Source organism: Campylobacter concisus (assembly GCF_015230015.1).
GTDB lineage: Bacteria > Campylobacterota > Campylobacteria > Campylobacterales > Campylobacteraceae > Campylobacter_A > Campylobacter_A concisus_AF.
On sequence record NZ_JAAKZC010000022.1, the window covers coordinates 17,737 to 30,643 of the forward strand.

Genomic DNA, 12,907 nt, shown 5'->3' on the forward strand with positions numbered 1-12,907 from the left:
TTTTACTGCTAAATTCTTCACTAAATTTATAAAACAAAATTTGAGATACAAGCTAAAGTTGATAGATAGTAGAAATTTAAAAAGAGAAAAGCCATATAAAAATATGGCTTTAAATTTTAATGCTCGTGCTCGCTAATAGCAACTGCGCCAGCTAGATAAACGTAAGTTAGCATCATAAAGATAAATGTTTGCAAAACAGCCATAAGTGTTAGAAGTGCAAAGGCTGGAAGTGGAGCAAACCAAGGTGCAAGTGTAAGCATCGCAAGTAAGAACAAGTCATCGCCCTTGATATTACCAAAAAGACGGAAAGATAGCGAAACTACACGTGAAAGATGTGAGATGACCTCGACTGGAAACATTATAGGAGCTAGAAATTTATTTGGCCCCATGAAGTGTCCAAAGTATTTGAAAAAGCCATTTTCTCTAATGCCCTCAAAGTTGTAATAAATAAATACAACCAAAGCCAAAACTAGAGTTAAATTTAAGCTTGAGCTTGGTGACTCAAAGCCAGGGATGATGCCGATGACGTTTGAGAAAAATACGATAAAGCCGATAGTTGCGACAAGTGGGAGGTATTTTCTAGCTAGCTTTTCGCTACCTAAAGTATCCTTGCCCATAGAGATAACGCCCTCTAAATAAGCCTCAACTATGTTTTGAAGACCTCTTGGCACAAGTTGCATTTTACTCCTTGCGATGTAAGCAACGATGAGGATGATCAAAGCTACAAGGCAAAAGTGAAACGCATAGACAAAGGCATGTGAATGGTTTAGCAAATTTGAGAATAGAAACAAATCTTTCATTGATTTACCTTAGATTTAGAATTTTGCGTGATTGTAACAAAATTATTGTTAAAACATTTTTAATTTTAAGCTTTGAAGTAGTCAAAAAGTAGTTTGCAAATGGTCGCTGCGACAACTATCAAAAACATCGTTCTAATAAATTTGACCTCTTTTTTGATGACTAAATTTGAGCCAAAATAAGCTCCTAAAATTTGCCCCACAGCCATCAAAAAGCCAACTAGCCAAAGTATCTGCCCGCCTGCTATAAAAACGCCAAGTGCAACGATGTTGCTGGTGAAATTTAAAGCCTTTGTGTGAGCGACCGCCTTTTTTAAATTTAGCCCAATTAAAGCCACCATCGCAAACATCCAAAACGAGCCTGCTCCTGGGCCAAAAAAGCCATCATAAAAGCCAAGAATTAGTCCAAATATGACATAAAATAGCCTCTCATTCATCTTTGCAGCCCTGTCGTTCTCGCCTATTTTTGGCATAAAAAGCGTGTAGATGAAGATGGCGATTAGCAAAAATGGAATGATTATTTTTAAGAAATTTGCATTTAAAAATAAGATGAGCGTTGCGCCAATGAGAGCTCCAATAAATGTAAAGACTATGCCAACAAAGCACTCTTTGTAATTAATCAGCCCTTTTTTAGTGAAATTTAGCGTTGCCGTGAAGCTGCCAAAGACGCCTTGAAGCTTGTTTGTACCAAGGGCTAAATGAGGTGGCACGCCCATAGCCATGATGGCTGGCAAAGTGATCAGTCCGCCGCCTCCTGCGATCGCGTCGATAAAACCACCCAAAAATGCGGCGACAAAAAAGACAGTGTAGCTAAGTAGGTCAAATTCCATTTTTGTTCTTTGTAAATTTAAGTTAAAAAGTGGATTGTAGTTTAAAATTTTGAAATTTCATCTTAGAAATGGGGTTTAAATTTGAGCGCTAAATTTAAAAAAGCCTTTAAACATATAAATTTAAAGGCTTTTTGTGGAGGTTAATTATTTAATAACGCCGCAAAGCATTCTAGCACCGCCACCGCCAAGTGCTTTTGGCTGATCGCTGTGGTTGTCGCCACCGACGTGAACCATTAGTGAGTGACCTTTTAGCTCGTCAAGGTTTTTTATCTTTGGAGCTAGCACTGGATAGTTTGCATTGCCCTCGGCATCTACGTAAAGCGCTGGTAGATCGCCTTTGTGACCCTTATCGTCCCATGCAAATGAGTGCATCTTTGTTTCAGCTGGATCCCAGTGACCGCCTGCTTTCATACCAAGACCTTTTTCAGTCGCGCCACAATCAGCATTTTGATGAACGTGAAAGCCATGAAGTCCTGCAGGAAGACCTTTTAAATTTGGAAAAAACGCAACGCCGTAGTTCGTCTTAACAGCTACTACTTCGCCAACGCTCTTATCGCCCTTTTCGCTTAGCTCATTAACAGGTATGACTAGATGTTCGCCAGCCTTTGGATCAAAGTGATGACCCTCGTGAGCAAAAAGCAAAGTTCCTAAAACCGCACTTAGTAAAACGATTTTTTTCATACAAGCTCCTTATGGATAAAATTGTATGGTAAGTCTATCCTAAATTTAGAAATTTAGCAATAATTTTTATTTTTTAAGATTTTTTACGATAGTTTCTAGCTCTTTGCTCTGCCCTATCCTGTAAAGCGCAAAGTCGTATTTTATCGGGTCTAGCTCGTCAAATTCTCTAAGTTTTTTTGTAAGCTCCATGACCGCTTTGAAGTCGTAGCTCTTTCTATTTATAAGCCCTAAATTTAACGAAACCCTATGCGTATGCACGTCAAGTGGCATCAAAAGTCTATCTTTTGGCAGATTTTTAAATAGCCCAAGATCGATGTCGCTATCTCGCACCATCCAGCGAAGATACATATTGTAGCGTTTATATGGACTTTGTGGCTCTTTGCTAAAGCTCTTGCCAAAGAAAAACTCATATCCGTCTGAGCGGTAAGAATTTAGCTCATAAATAAATTTAATAAGCTCATTTACGCCCTCTATCATCTCGCCGTTTTTTGCAAGACCTTGGCGTAAAATTTCTTCTATGTTGCCCTCTTTTTTCAGGCGCGAAAGTGTGATGAAAATTTCTTTTACGTCGTTTTCATTTTGAAAGCGGTATTTGAAATTTGTCAGATTTTTCTTGATATTTTGCTCACTCTCATCAAGCAGGCTAAATTCAAGCGAATTTAGAAATTTCACTATCATTTTTGCGTTGCCATAGGCAAATAACGCACAAATGAGAGCTATGTTTGGCTCTTTAAATTTAGTAGCTACTTGAAGTGGGTCCGGGGCGTCAAATAGCCCCGAATTTGTATTTTTGCTAAGTACGTGTGCGTCTAAAAGACTCTTTAGCTCGCTCATTGTTTTAGTGAAAGAAGCGTGTCAAGCATCTGATCAACGGTCGTGATGATCTTTGCAGCTGCGCCGTAGCTCGCTTGAAAGCGGATCAAATTTGTAAGCTCTTCGTTGGTATCTACACCACTTGTTGATTGAAACTCCTCTTCGGCAGTCCTTTGCAAAGATGTATTTGTGTCGTGGATAGTGTTGTTCGCCTCGGTATCGCTCGCCATATCGGTCGTGAAATATCGGTAATAGCCCTCGATCGTCTCATCTCTATCAAGTGCAGTGCCACTTGAGTAAAATGTCTGCTTTTGATACTGAAGCTGGATCATCTTGTTTGCAACTTCGTTGTTTCCGACAACTGGCTTTGAGTAGGCACGAAGTTTTGTGTGATCTTGGATGAAATTTTGATTGATGCCTATTGTATTTGAGTTTGTGCCAGAGAAAAATCTGTTGATACCAACAACACCTGGGAAATTTGTGCCGTGATCGACTATTGAGATACTATAAAGCCCTTGAGCTTGCTTTGGTATGAGCGCAAATGTGCCTTGATGCGTGTTTTTATCATAAAAATATGACGCTTCAAAGAAGTCATCAACGTCATTTAGCATGTTGTTGTCGTTGTTATCGTCTGAATTTGAGTTAAAATCCTGCACAACAGAGTTGCCGTATTTTGTATCGTTCATCGTCGTTGTGCCATTTATCTCGATAGTCTTTTTGGCTACGACATTACCCTTATTGTCATAAACGATAGCATCAAAACTGCCGTTTCTTATGCTGTTATCGTGGTTCATCAGCGTCTTGTCGTTTTCTAGGTAGCTGATCGGATCTGAGTTTGAAATTTCAACCGCAGACTCGGCATAGACGTTGTTTGTGCTAGTTATTAAAGTCTTTGAAAATGTATTTAGATTGTCGATATATTTTTGGATGATACCATCGCTAAATTTATCATTATCTGGCTCGTAGTTACGGCCTCTAAGATCAAGTGCAGCGCCTATTTTGCCATTTGTGATCTTCTCCTCCATAGGGATGCGTCTGCCATCTTCTCTTTCATAATAAATTTTCGTGTATTGCCCACTCTCGGTTGAGCTCATAGAAATTTCATGAAAATTTACGCCATCAACGATGCTCACACCGCCGATATTTAGGTTGTAGTATCTTCCTTGATCGCTTATGCCTGTATCTATCCTTGACTCGCTTTTTAGATCGCTTTTATAAACAGCTGTATTTACTAGCTTTGACATAGCAAGCTCGAGCTCATCGCGCTTGTCACGAAGGTCGTTTGCATTTATCTTGATGCCAGCGTCTGCGCCTGACTCCACTCTTTGAATTTGCTTATTGATATTTGCTATTTGCTTGCCAAGTGAGTTTATCTCGTTTATATTTATCTTTATAGTCTCATCTATCTGTGTGTGCATATCATAAAGCATCTTTGATGAGCGATTGATGCTAGCTGTTAAAACGCTAGCTTTGTTTATCAAATTTACCTTTTGAGCGCCCTCGTCTGGGTTTGAAGCAAAGTTATTCCACGCAGCAAAATACTCCTGTATATCTTTTACCATGCCGTTATCTTTTAGGTCTGGGAAGTATTTTGTCGCCTCTTGTAAAATTCTTTGTTTATAGCCTGTATTTTCTAAATTTGATGATGAATATTTTAGTCTTGAATAGGCAAACTCATCGTGAAGTCTTGTCACAGTATCTACTTGCGTACCTGTGCCAACGCCACCAGGGACAGTGTTCATCGCTGGAGATGCTGACTGGACTACACGCTGTCTTGTATAGTAGTTACTATCGGCGTTTGTGATGTTGTTTCCAGTTGTGCTTATTTGCACTTGGGCTGCATTTAGCCCTGAAACGCCTGTGCCTAATGACATAAAGATATTAGCCATTTGTTAAACCCTTGATTTGTAAAAATTATTATCTGTGCCGCTACCGTCTTGTCCGTATTCATTAGTCTGAGTACCAAAGACTTTTTTGCTAAGCGAGTCAAAAAACTCCTTAACAACAACGACGTGTCTTGCATATTCTTTATTTACTTTATGCAAAATTTCAAGCTTTGAACGCATAAGCACTAGCTTTGACTTCACTTCATCATCTAAAACGCTTGCAAGTGTCGTAGTGCCACTCTCTTTTGAAACCCTTAATAGCTCTTTATCCAAAGCTCTTTTGGTATCTTCAAAAGCGCGCACGAGAGCATTTTTCTTCTTCACGCTCTCATCAACGCTTGAGTGCTTCGCTTCTTTTATGTTGGCGATATCTTGCATCGTTAAATTTATAAGCTCGTCTAGCTCGCCTATGGCCTCGTCCAAAAGCTTCTTTATCATTTAAATTCCTTTAAATTTAGAGCAACGCATCAGCCACAGCTTTAGCTGTTTTAGAGATATCTACCTGATAGGTGCCATTTGCTATTGCATCAGCTATCTCTTTTACTCTTGCGTTTTCGTTTGTTTTTACTTCTTTGTTTTCATTTTCAACTCTAGCATCGCTATTTTTATTTAGCGTATTTGCCTGGTAGTTTGGTCTTTGGTTCAAAGGAGTTATCATATCCATACCTCTTAAAATAAAATGTTTATATCACTACATCGGCAAAATATAAATTTACTTAAGAGTCTCTCTTTAAAAAATCGTATAAAAGTTCTGAAAAACCTAAATTTCCACTCAAAGCTTTGCTCATAGCGTCGTTATACATAGACCTGTAAATGTCGCTGCCAGCGGCTTTTGGATAGAGTGAGTTCTTATCATCTTCTTTTAAAGCGATATCAAGAACAGCTTTTACCATAAATGCTTCAAAAGCATCAGTTTGCTCTTTCAAAAGTGCATCTTGTTTGGCATTTGCATTTTTTATCTTGTTTGCTGAGATGTCGTTATACGAATTTAGTGCTAAGGTGTTGTCTATTTGCATTATATTATCTCCAGATCGACTTGTATCGCGCCAACTCGTTTTAAATTTTCAAGTATCGAGATGATGTCGCTTGGTGTTGCTCCAAGCTTGTTTAGCGCTCTTGTTACATTTGCGACGGTTGTTTTTTCGCCTGAAATTTTAAGTAAATTTTGACTAGGAGCCACCGAGGTGTCGCTACCTATATTTACATCATTTTGCGCTGCCTCTTCGTAGCTGTTTGGCTCTATCTTTATTGTAATTGCGCCGTGAGTTATAACAACTGGACTAACCACAGCGTTTATGCCACTAACTATCGTGCCAGTTCTCTCATCAACTACGATCTTCTCATCTGGCTTATATTCCACGTCAAGGTCAAGCACCGCACTTGCAAGCTCGATGATACTAACATCATCTGGCTTTTTAACGATGACCGTTCTTGGATCGATCGCCTTTGCGGTATCGTCTGAGATGTTGGCATTTATGGCGTTTTGGATATCAAGAGCGGTTTTAAAGTTTGTATCTTTTAGGCTTAGCTTTATGCTATCTTGATTATAGATATCATAAGTAACCTCGCGCTCCACAAGGGCACCATTTAAGATAGTGCCAACTGTTGGGTGATTGCCACCGGTTCTGCCTGCGCTTTTGCCACCGATGCTTAGAGGTCCTTGAGCCAAAGCGTAGATATCGCCATCAACGCCTTTTAGCGGGGTCATAAGAAGTGTGCCACCTTGCAAGCTCTTAGCGTCACCGATAGATGAGATCTCGATATCAAGCTTATCGCCATGCCTTGCAAATGCAGGAAGCTTGGCTGTTACCATAACAGCGGCTGCGTTTTTAGACTTTATATCGTCTGGATTTATCTTGACATTTACGCCTTGAAGCATGTTTGATAAAGACTGGATCGTAAATTTTGATGTTGAACCGTCCCCTGTGCCGTTTAGTCCGACAACCAAACCATAGCCTATTAGCTGGTTATCTCTAACGCCAACGATATTTGCAAGCTCTTTTATCTGCGTAGCAAAGGCTGAAGTAGCTATCACTGAAGCTGCTACAAAAGATAAAAATTTATTCATATTTTTTCCTAAAATTTAGCTATTTTAGGTTTTTAAAGCAAAAGATGTTCCAAATTTTACTGAAAATAAGAGAGCGAAGTGGCTCCAAATTTTTTAAATTTAACAAGCTTATACGCAGAAATTTCATCATTAAATTTAAAGTCGCTGTTGTGCTCAAAAACTATCATATAAATTTTCTCTTTTTTTAGCTGTGAGATCAAATTTACAAGCTTTTCGTAAATATCATCAAAGCCAGCCCTTATGTCAAATGGCGGATCAAGATATAGTAAAGCCTTGCCACTTTGCGAATTTATAAGATCAGGCAAAATCGCAAAGCTATCGCCATTTATCGCTTTTAAATTTGGACTTTGCAGGCTTGCAAGGTTGCTTTGTGTTATTTTAAAAGCGGCTCTATCTTTTTCTATAGCGATAGCTTCATGCGCTCCATTGCTAACGGCCTCGCTTGCCATCACGCCACTTCCACCAAAGCCCTCTATAAATGTAAGTGAGTAAATTTCATCTCTAATGACATTAAAAAAGGACTCTTTTACGATGCTTTTTGTGCTTCTTGTCGTGCTTAGACTTGGCAATTCAAGCCTTTTGCCTTTAAATTTACCACTTGATATTTTGGTATAAAGTTTCACTGATTTGCCCTTAAAATTTCAAGCAGATCAGCTTTAAATTTATCAATTAAGAGTGATACTTTTTGCTCCAAGCTCTTTTCATTTGCTATCTGATCTGGCTCTTTTGCCTTTGAAATTTGCGTGGCTGAGTAAAACTCCTCTAGCGTATCAAGAAGAGTGGTTTTGTTAAACGGATGAGAGAGATGAGCGTTCTTACCTATTATAAATAGCGGTTTTTTTGTGACGATCTCGCGGTCACTCACTACAAAGTCACAATCCTTATGATGAGCGGCTAAATTTCCACAAAAAAGTAGCAAGGTCTTTTGCAGCAAAATGCAGTCGCATTCAAATGAAATTTTCATATCCCGTCCTATAAATTTTGCTCGATTTTAACCTAAATAATCAAAAATTTATATAAATACTAAAGGAATTTAAAATTTTACCGATGTAGGAGCTAGCGTAAGTTTTAAGGAGTAAAACTATGGAAATTTTCAAAGCAGCGGCAAATCAAACGCTTGATGCGAATATGAGCACGTCAGCTCAGCGTCAGATAGATAGCAGGCCTATCGAGCATACTGATATCAGTGCAAATGTCGAGAAAAACGACAAATCAAAGGATATTAACGAGCTTGACAAGCTTAGCAACGAGGATCTTGCTAGAAAAACAAGAGAGGTCACTGATAGGCTAAACTATCAGATGCAGCAGCTCGATACTAATGTAAGATTTGCTTACAACGAGAAGTTAAATTTAATGGTAGTGCAAGTAAAAGACGCCAAAACAGGCGAAGAGATAACACAGCTTCCGAGCAAAGAAGCTATAAAAATCAGCGAGTATTTCAAAGAAAGTATCGGAATACTTTTTGACAAGGAGAGTTAAAAATGGCAGTAGGTAACGTAACAAATTTAGGCATTGGTACAAAAAATAGCGGCCTAAACGACGAGCTTATCAAGAAACTAAAAGAGGCTGATGAGGCTGGACAGATCAAACCACTTACAACAAGGCTGGAGAAAAATGAGCTTAAACAAAAGGACCTTGCGGCTCTAAAAACTCTTGTTAGCAACGTAAATGTGAGCGGCAAAACACTTGGCGGCGAGGCTTTGTATCTAAAGAGAAATACAAACAATGCTGGCTCAAGTGTCACAGCATCTGCAGCAAATGGCGTTAGCGTGCAAAGCTTTAGTATCGACGTGCAAAAACTTGCTCAAAAAGATACATTTCAAAGCAAAAATTTCAAAAAAGCTTCAGAGATAGTGGGCGCAACAAGCACTGGCTCATTTGACGTTGAGATCGATGGACAAAAATTCTCTATCGGCGTGACAAGATCGACAACATATCAAGATATCGTTGATAAGATAAATGACATAAGCGGTGGCAAGTTGCAAGCTAGAATTTTAAATGTTGGTGGCGACAAACCAAATCAAATAATGCTTCAATCAGGCAAAACTGGTGCGACACAGACTATCAAAATTTCAAATGATACATCTGGCATTTTAGACAAGCTTGGCTGGGATGATACGCAGTTTCAAGACACAGATGAGAATGGCGCACTATTAACAAATCCTGATGGTTCACCAAAGATGACATCAAATTTGGAAAAAAATAGAATTCAAAAAGCACAAGATGCAGAATTTACATATAATGGCGTAAATGTTAAAAGGGATAAAAATACATTTGATAATCTTAGGCCAGGTGTTACTATAACACTAAATGAGGTTGGTAAAACAAATGTTAGCATTTCACAAAATACAGACGAAGTCATAAAAGCGGTTGAAGAGTTTATAAAAGACTACAACCTAATGACCATGAACCTTGGCATCGCGACAAGCTATGATGAGGAAAAAGGCGCCGGCACCTTCCAAGGCGTGAGCGAAATTTCAGGCCTTAGATCAAACATCGGCCGTCTCATAAACGGACAAGATAGTGAAGGAAAGGCGTTAAGTAAATTTGGCATAACGCCTGATAAGGATGGTCAGCTTCAGCTTGATCTAAATAAATTTAACGCTGCTCTTAGCAAAGATCCTGAGGAAATTCAGAGATTTTTCATGGGGTCAAACAAGACTGAGCCGATAACTCACATGGGAAATGCTCCAGTTAGCGCCGGAGCTCTAAACATAGCAGCCGGCGATCTTACGATAAATGGCAAGTCGGTTATTTTCTCAACCGCAGCTGGCTCATCAGCTGAGGACAACGCTCTAAAACTTCAACAAGCTATAAATGACGCTGGAATAGATGGTGTCACAGCTAGCCTTGATCAAAGTGGCAAGAGGATCATCTTAAAAAGAAGTGATGGCGAAAATATCGAAGTAAAAGGCAAAGCTTCTGCGCTAGCAACTCTTGGTATGAGCGAAGCCACTGTAAATCCAGTGACTAAAAAAACTGATGGACTTTTTACAAAGTTAGCCAAGATGCTTGATGGGGCTGTTGGCAAAGAAGGTACGATGATCGCTATGCAAAATCAGCTAAAAGATGAGAGTGAGTCTATCACTAAAAATAAAGAGAGCACTCAAAAGCTTTTAGATGAGAAATATACAACGATGCAAGAGCGCTTCATCAAGTATAACGCTATCATCGCAAGTTTAGAAAATCAGTTTGCTACACTAAAATCAATGATAGATGCTGAGCTAAACAATAAGAACTAAGAGAGAAAAATGAATCAAAGTGCATATAGTGCATACGCACAGTCGAGTTTCGGGGGCATCGAGTCCCCGACTAAATTAATAGAAATGCTTTATGACGGAATTTTGAAATTTATATTTCGCACCAAAAAAGCGATCGAAGCTGGAGATATAGAGAAAAAAGTCTATTATATAAACAGAGCAAACGCTATTTTTGTCGAGCTTTTAAACTCGCTTGATTATTCTCAAGGCGATGTGGCTCACTATCTTAGCGGACTTTATACAAGACAGATGCAGCTTCTTGCTATGGCAAATATCCAAAACGATATAGCAGCGCTAAATGAAGTAACAAATGTCGTAAAGCAGTTATCAGAAGCATGGAGGGAGGTAACATCAGGTGAATAGCTGGATCAATGAATTTAAGCTAGCATTAATAAACGAAGATACAAGAAAGCTAGCTGCACTATCACAAAGCTTTAGCGAAGATATGTTTAAAAGCTTAGCTTCGGCTCAAGAAGCACAAGCGCTAATCGGCGGTGCGATAGAGCTTTTTAAAACTAAATCTTCACACATCCAAAACGAGCTTACAAAACTACAAAAAGCTCAAAAATACGTAAAAAATTAATCTAATCTCAAACTTTCAAGGCACGGCATATTTGCCGGTTTTGTCTTGAAAATCTTTTAAATTTACCAACTGCTTGCTACTTAAAATTTACTCTAAATTTAAAGGAGGCACGGCGTTAAGCCGAGTTCTGTCTTGAGCGATCATTTATCTACGCTTGCTTTTACAAACAAGCTCTAGCGAAGGGTTTTAATATAAGACCAAAACCATCCCTTCTTACTGCAAGTTGGGTTTATATGGCCACGCAAGTTACCAAGCGTGCCGGTGGGCTCTTACTCCGCCGTTTCACCTTTACCGCCGAAGCGGAAGTCTACTTTCTGTTACACTATCCCTTAGGTTTCCCTAGCCATCCGTTAGATGGAACTTTGTCTTATCGCAGCTCGGACTTTCCTCTTTTGCAAGGCGCAAAAGCGACCGCTTACCGTGCCAGAGCATGATTATATTTAAAATTATATAAATTTACCCTGCGACTAAATTTTTCATCAAAATTTTACAAATTTATCTATAAAATTTTTTGATTTTTGAGCCTAAATTTTGTCACAACTTGGTATAAAATTAATTTTTTTATTTAATATTTTTAAAATTTTTTACTAAAATAAGAGCGAAATGCTCCAAATTTAACTTTTTTGTTATTTTACTTTAAACCTTAAGCCAATCTAATAAAATAGACAATAAATTAATAAAAGAATACAAATTTACAATTTAGCCCCATAAAAGTGGAAAAATCTAGCTTTTACAAAACTATAAATTTTGCTTAAAAAGCCAAATTTAAATAGCATTTTTTTATAAATTTTTACTCCAGTTTCATAAAAGTTATAATTATAAATATAAAGCAAACAAAAATTTATAATTCGTTATTTTTCCCCGAAATTCTATATGTTTTACGAGAAAAAATTTGTATAATAAACCCTTAAAATCTAAACCAAGGAGGATATAGATGAATTTGCGTAGCATCTTAGTCAAGGTCTCAGCGATCATCGCTTTAGTTCTTGCCATTTGTATGGCTTGCTTTGTTTTTTACACGTCAAACGTTTTGGAGCGTGAGATCAAGGAGGGGGTAAAAACCACTGTCAGGCAAAATGTTGCACTTGCGATGGATACGGTTGAGTTATTTGACGAAGACAACCAAGACAATGCAAAACTATCTATGCATATCTTAAAAGAGGCTTTAGGAAACATAAGAGCCACTAGCCAAACCATAAAAACAGAAAATGACGATGCTTTAGAGCTTATCTCAGATAAAATGGGTGTGTTAAACAACAACCACGAGATATCTGATAAGATCAAAAAGCTAACAAACGGCGGTATCCCAACTATCTTTGCAAAATCAGGCAATGAATTTGCTGCTGTATCTACCTCACTTTTACTAGATGATGGCAGTAGAGCGCTTGGTATGCTAAATAAAACGATCTATCCAAAGATGATGAATAAAGAGACTTATATAGGAGCTATCAACATCTTTGGCAGAAACTATATGTGTGTTTATGAGCCAGTTATTCAAAACGGCGAGGTTGTAGCAGTTTTATTTATAGGTTACGACTTTACTGAAGGTATAGAAGACCTTCAAAAGACAATGGCACAAATGAAGCTAGGCGAACGCGGATACTTCTCTATCTTTAATACAAAAACTAATAAATTTGAGATCCATCCAACACAAGCTGGCAAAGAGCTAAGTGGTAGCCTAAAAACATCTATGGAAAATGTCGTTAAAACAAAAGAAGGTGTTGAATATATCGTAGCAGACGGCGTAGAACGTCTTGTTGCATTTGAGCCATTTGATAAGCTAAACTGGATCGTGCTTGGCTCAGCTGTGACTGATGACTTTCTAACTCCACTAAAAGTAGTTAGCAAAAACTTCATCATAGCAAGCATTATAGTTACCTTGCTTCTTATCATAGTATCTATCTTCTTGCTTAAAAAGCTAGTTGCAAACCCTATTGATAGACTGGGTGCAAATTTAAATGCTATAACATCTGACTTTACACTTAAAAT

16 protein-coding genes and 1 other RNA gene are annotated in these 12,907 nt (G+C 38.3%); 5 read left to right on the forward strand and 12 right to left on the reverse strand.

Annotated elements, in window-relative coordinates:
• Nucleotides 1-116: 116 nt before the first annotated feature.
• The 11 genes from G6W42_RS09660 to G6W42_RS09710 all read right to left on the reverse strand — a co-directional run bounded on the left by G6W42_RS09660 (nt 117) and on the right by G6W42_RS09710 (nt 8,039).
• Complete coding sequence (locus tag G6W42_RS09660; RefSeq protein ID WP_002942300.1) at nt 117-800, reverse strand: F0F1 ATP synthase subunit A; 684 nt, start codon at nt 798-800, stop codon at nt 117-119.
• Between the two features lie 65 nt (nt 801-865).
• The gene (locus G6W42_RS09665; protein WP_107916689.1) at nt 866-1,627 is read right to left on the reverse strand and encodes a TSUP family transporter; all 762 of its coding nucleotides are present in this window, start codon (nt 1,625-1,627) and stop codon (nt 866-868) included.
• Between the two features lie 144 nt (nt 1,628-1,771).
• Entirely contained in the window at nt 1,772-2,308 is a 537-nt protein-coding gene (locus G6W42_RS09670) for a superoxide dismutase family protein (RefSeq protein ID WP_002942317.1), read from the reverse strand.
• Between the two features lie 66 nt (nt 2,309-2,374).
• Nucleotides 2,375-3,142 (reverse strand): TIGR02757 family protein, encoded by a 768-nt coding sequence (locus G6W42_RS09675; RefSeq protein WP_194173837.1) that lies wholly within the window; start codon nt 3,140-3,142, stop codon nt 2,375-2,377.
• The gene (gene flgK / locus G6W42_RS09680; protein WP_194173838.1) at nt 3,139-5,010 is read right to left on the reverse strand and encodes a flagellar hook-associated protein FlgK; all 1,872 of its coding nucleotides are present in this window, start codon (nt 5,008-5,010) and stop codon (nt 3,139-3,141) included. Before flgK ends, G6W42_RS09675 begins: the two co-directional genes overlap by 4 nt.
• Nucleotides 5,011-5,013: 3 nt before the next feature.
• Complete coding sequence (locus G6W42_RS09685) at nt 5,014-5,445, reverse strand: flagellar export chaperone FlgN (RefSeq protein ID WP_002942314.1); 432 nt, start codon at nt 5,443-5,445, stop codon at nt 5,014-5,016.
• Between the two features lie 16 nt (nt 5,446-5,461).
• Nucleotides 5,462-5,665, reverse strand: coding sequence for a flagellar biosynthesis anti-sigma factor FlgM (locus G6W42_RS09690; RefSeq protein ID WP_035142326.1), 204 nt, complete (start codon nt 5,663-5,665; stop codon nt 5,462-5,464).
• Between the two features lie 58 nt (nt 5,666-5,723).
• Nucleotides 5,724-6,023, reverse strand: a complete 300-nt coding sequence (locus G6W42_RS09695; protein ID WP_002942304.1) for a rod-binding protein — start codon at nt 6,021-6,023, stop codon at nt 5,724-5,726.
• Nucleotides 6,023-7,075 (reverse strand): flagellar basal body P-ring protein FlgI, encoded by a 1,053-nt coding sequence (locus G6W42_RS09700; RefSeq protein ID WP_103645755.1) that lies wholly within the window; start codon nt 7,073-7,075, stop codon nt 6,023-6,025. The genes G6W42_RS09695 and G6W42_RS09700 overlap by 1 nt, the downstream gene beginning before the upstream one ends.
• A gap of 56 nt (nt 7,076-7,131) precedes the next feature.
• Nucleotides 7,132-7,698, reverse strand: a complete 567-nt coding sequence (gene rsmD / locus G6W42_RS09705; protein ID WP_194173839.1) for a 16S rRNA (guanine(966)-N(2))-methyltransferase RsmD — start codon at nt 7,696-7,698, stop codon at nt 7,132-7,134.
• The gene (locus G6W42_RS09710; RefSeq protein ID WP_194173840.1) at nt 7,695-8,039 is read right to left on the reverse strand and encodes an ornithine carbamoyltransferase; all 345 of its coding nucleotides are present in this window, start codon (nt 8,037-8,039) and stop codon (nt 7,695-7,697) included. The genes rsmD and G6W42_RS09710 overlap by 4 nt, the downstream gene beginning before the upstream one ends.
• Before the next feature lie 119 nt (nt 8,040-8,158).
• Between G6W42_RS09710 and G6W42_RS09715 the strand changes: the two genes are divergently transcribed.
• From G6W42_RS09715 to G6W42_RS09730, 4 genes are read left to right on the forward strand one after another with little or no spacing between them, the layout of a single operon-like run.
• Complete coding sequence (locus tag G6W42_RS09715) at nt 8,159-8,554, forward strand: FlaG family protein (protein ID WP_194173841.1); 396 nt, start codon at nt 8,159-8,161, stop codon at nt 8,552-8,554.
• Nucleotides 8,555-8,556: 2 nt separating this feature from the next.
• Nucleotides 8,557-10,317, forward strand: coding sequence for a flagellar filament capping protein FliD (gene fliD, locus G6W42_RS09720; protein ID WP_194173842.1), 1,761 nt, complete (start codon nt 8,557-8,559; stop codon nt 10,315-10,317).
• Between the two features lie 9 nt (nt 10,318-10,326).
• Nucleotides 10,327-10,698, forward strand: a complete 372-nt coding sequence (gene fliS / locus G6W42_RS09725; protein ID WP_035143745.1) for a flagellar export chaperone FliS — start codon at nt 10,327-10,329, stop codon at nt 10,696-10,698.
• The gene (locus tag G6W42_RS09730; protein ID WP_021085119.1) at nt 10,691-10,918 is read left to right on the forward strand and encodes a hypothetical protein; all 228 of its coding nucleotides are present in this window, start codon (nt 10,691-10,693) and stop codon (nt 10,916-10,918) included. The genes fliS and G6W42_RS09730 overlap by 8 nt, the downstream gene beginning before the upstream one ends.
• 100 nt (nt 10,919-11,018) lie before the next feature.
• On the opposite strand, the gene rnpB is transcribed toward G6W42_RS09730, so the two are convergent.
• Nucleotides 11,019-11,345, reverse strand: an RNA gene (gene rnpB, locus G6W42_RS09735) — RNase P RNA component class A.
• Nucleotides 11,346-11,852: 507 nt separating this feature from the next.
• Between rnpB and G6W42_RS09740 the strand changes: the two genes are divergently transcribed.
• Nucleotides 11,853-12,907 (forward strand): Cache 3/Cache 2 fusion domain-containing protein (locus G6W42_RS09740; RefSeq protein WP_194173843.1); only part of this gene is annotated, 1,055 nt, incomplete at its 3' end.

Bases quoted from the DNA above. Each gene is read 5' to 3' on its own strand.
- G6W42_RS09660 (WP_002942300.1), bottom strand. From the start codon at position 800: ATGAAAGATTTGTTTCTATTCTCAAATTTGCTAAACCATTCACATGCC.
- G6W42_RS09665 (WP_107916689.1), bottom strand. From the start codon at position 1,627: ATGGAATTTGACCTACTTAGCTACACTGTCTTTTTTGTCGCCGCATTT.
- G6W42_RS09670 (WP_002942317.1), bottom strand. From the start codon at position 2,308: ATGAAAAAAATCGTTTTACTAAGTGCGGTTTTAGGAACTTTGCTTTTT.
- G6W42_RS09675 (WP_194173837.1), bottom strand. From the start codon at position 3,142: ATGAGCGAGCTAAAGAGTCTTTTAGACGCACACGTACTTAGCAAAAAT.
- flgK (WP_194173838.1), bottom strand. From the start codon at position 5,010: ATGGCTAATATCTTTATGTCATTAGGCACAGGCGTTTCAGGGCTAAAT.
- G6W42_RS09685 (WP_002942314.1), bottom strand. From the start codon at position 5,445: ATGATAAAGAAGCTTTTGGACGAGGCCATAGGCGAGCTAGACGAGCTT.
- G6W42_RS09690 (WP_035142326.1), bottom strand. From the start codon at position 5,665: ATGATAACTCCTTTGAACCAAAGACCAAACTACCAGGCAAATACGCTA.
- G6W42_RS09695 (WP_002942304.1), bottom strand. From the start codon at position 6,023: ATGCAAATAGACAACACCTTAGCACTAAATTCGTATAACGACATCTCA.
- G6W42_RS09700 (WP_103645755.1), bottom strand. From the start codon at position 7,075: ATGAATAAATTTTTATCTTTTGTAGCAGCTTCAGTGATAGCTACTTCA.
- G6W42_RS09710 (WP_194173840.1), bottom strand. From the start codon at position 8,039: ATGAAAATTTCATTTGAATGCGACTGCATTTTGCTGCAAAAGACCTTG.
- G6W42_RS09715 (WP_194173841.1), top strand. From the start codon at position 8,159: ATGGAAATTTTCAAAGCAGCGGCAAATCAAACGCTTGATGCGAATATG.
- fliD (WP_194173842.1), top strand. From the start codon at position 8,557: ATGGCAGTAGGTAACGTAACAAATTTAGGCATTGGTACAAAAAATAGC.
- fliS (WP_035143745.1), top strand. From the start codon at position 10,327: ATGAATCAAAGTGCATATAGTGCATACGCACAGTCGAGTTTCGGGGGC.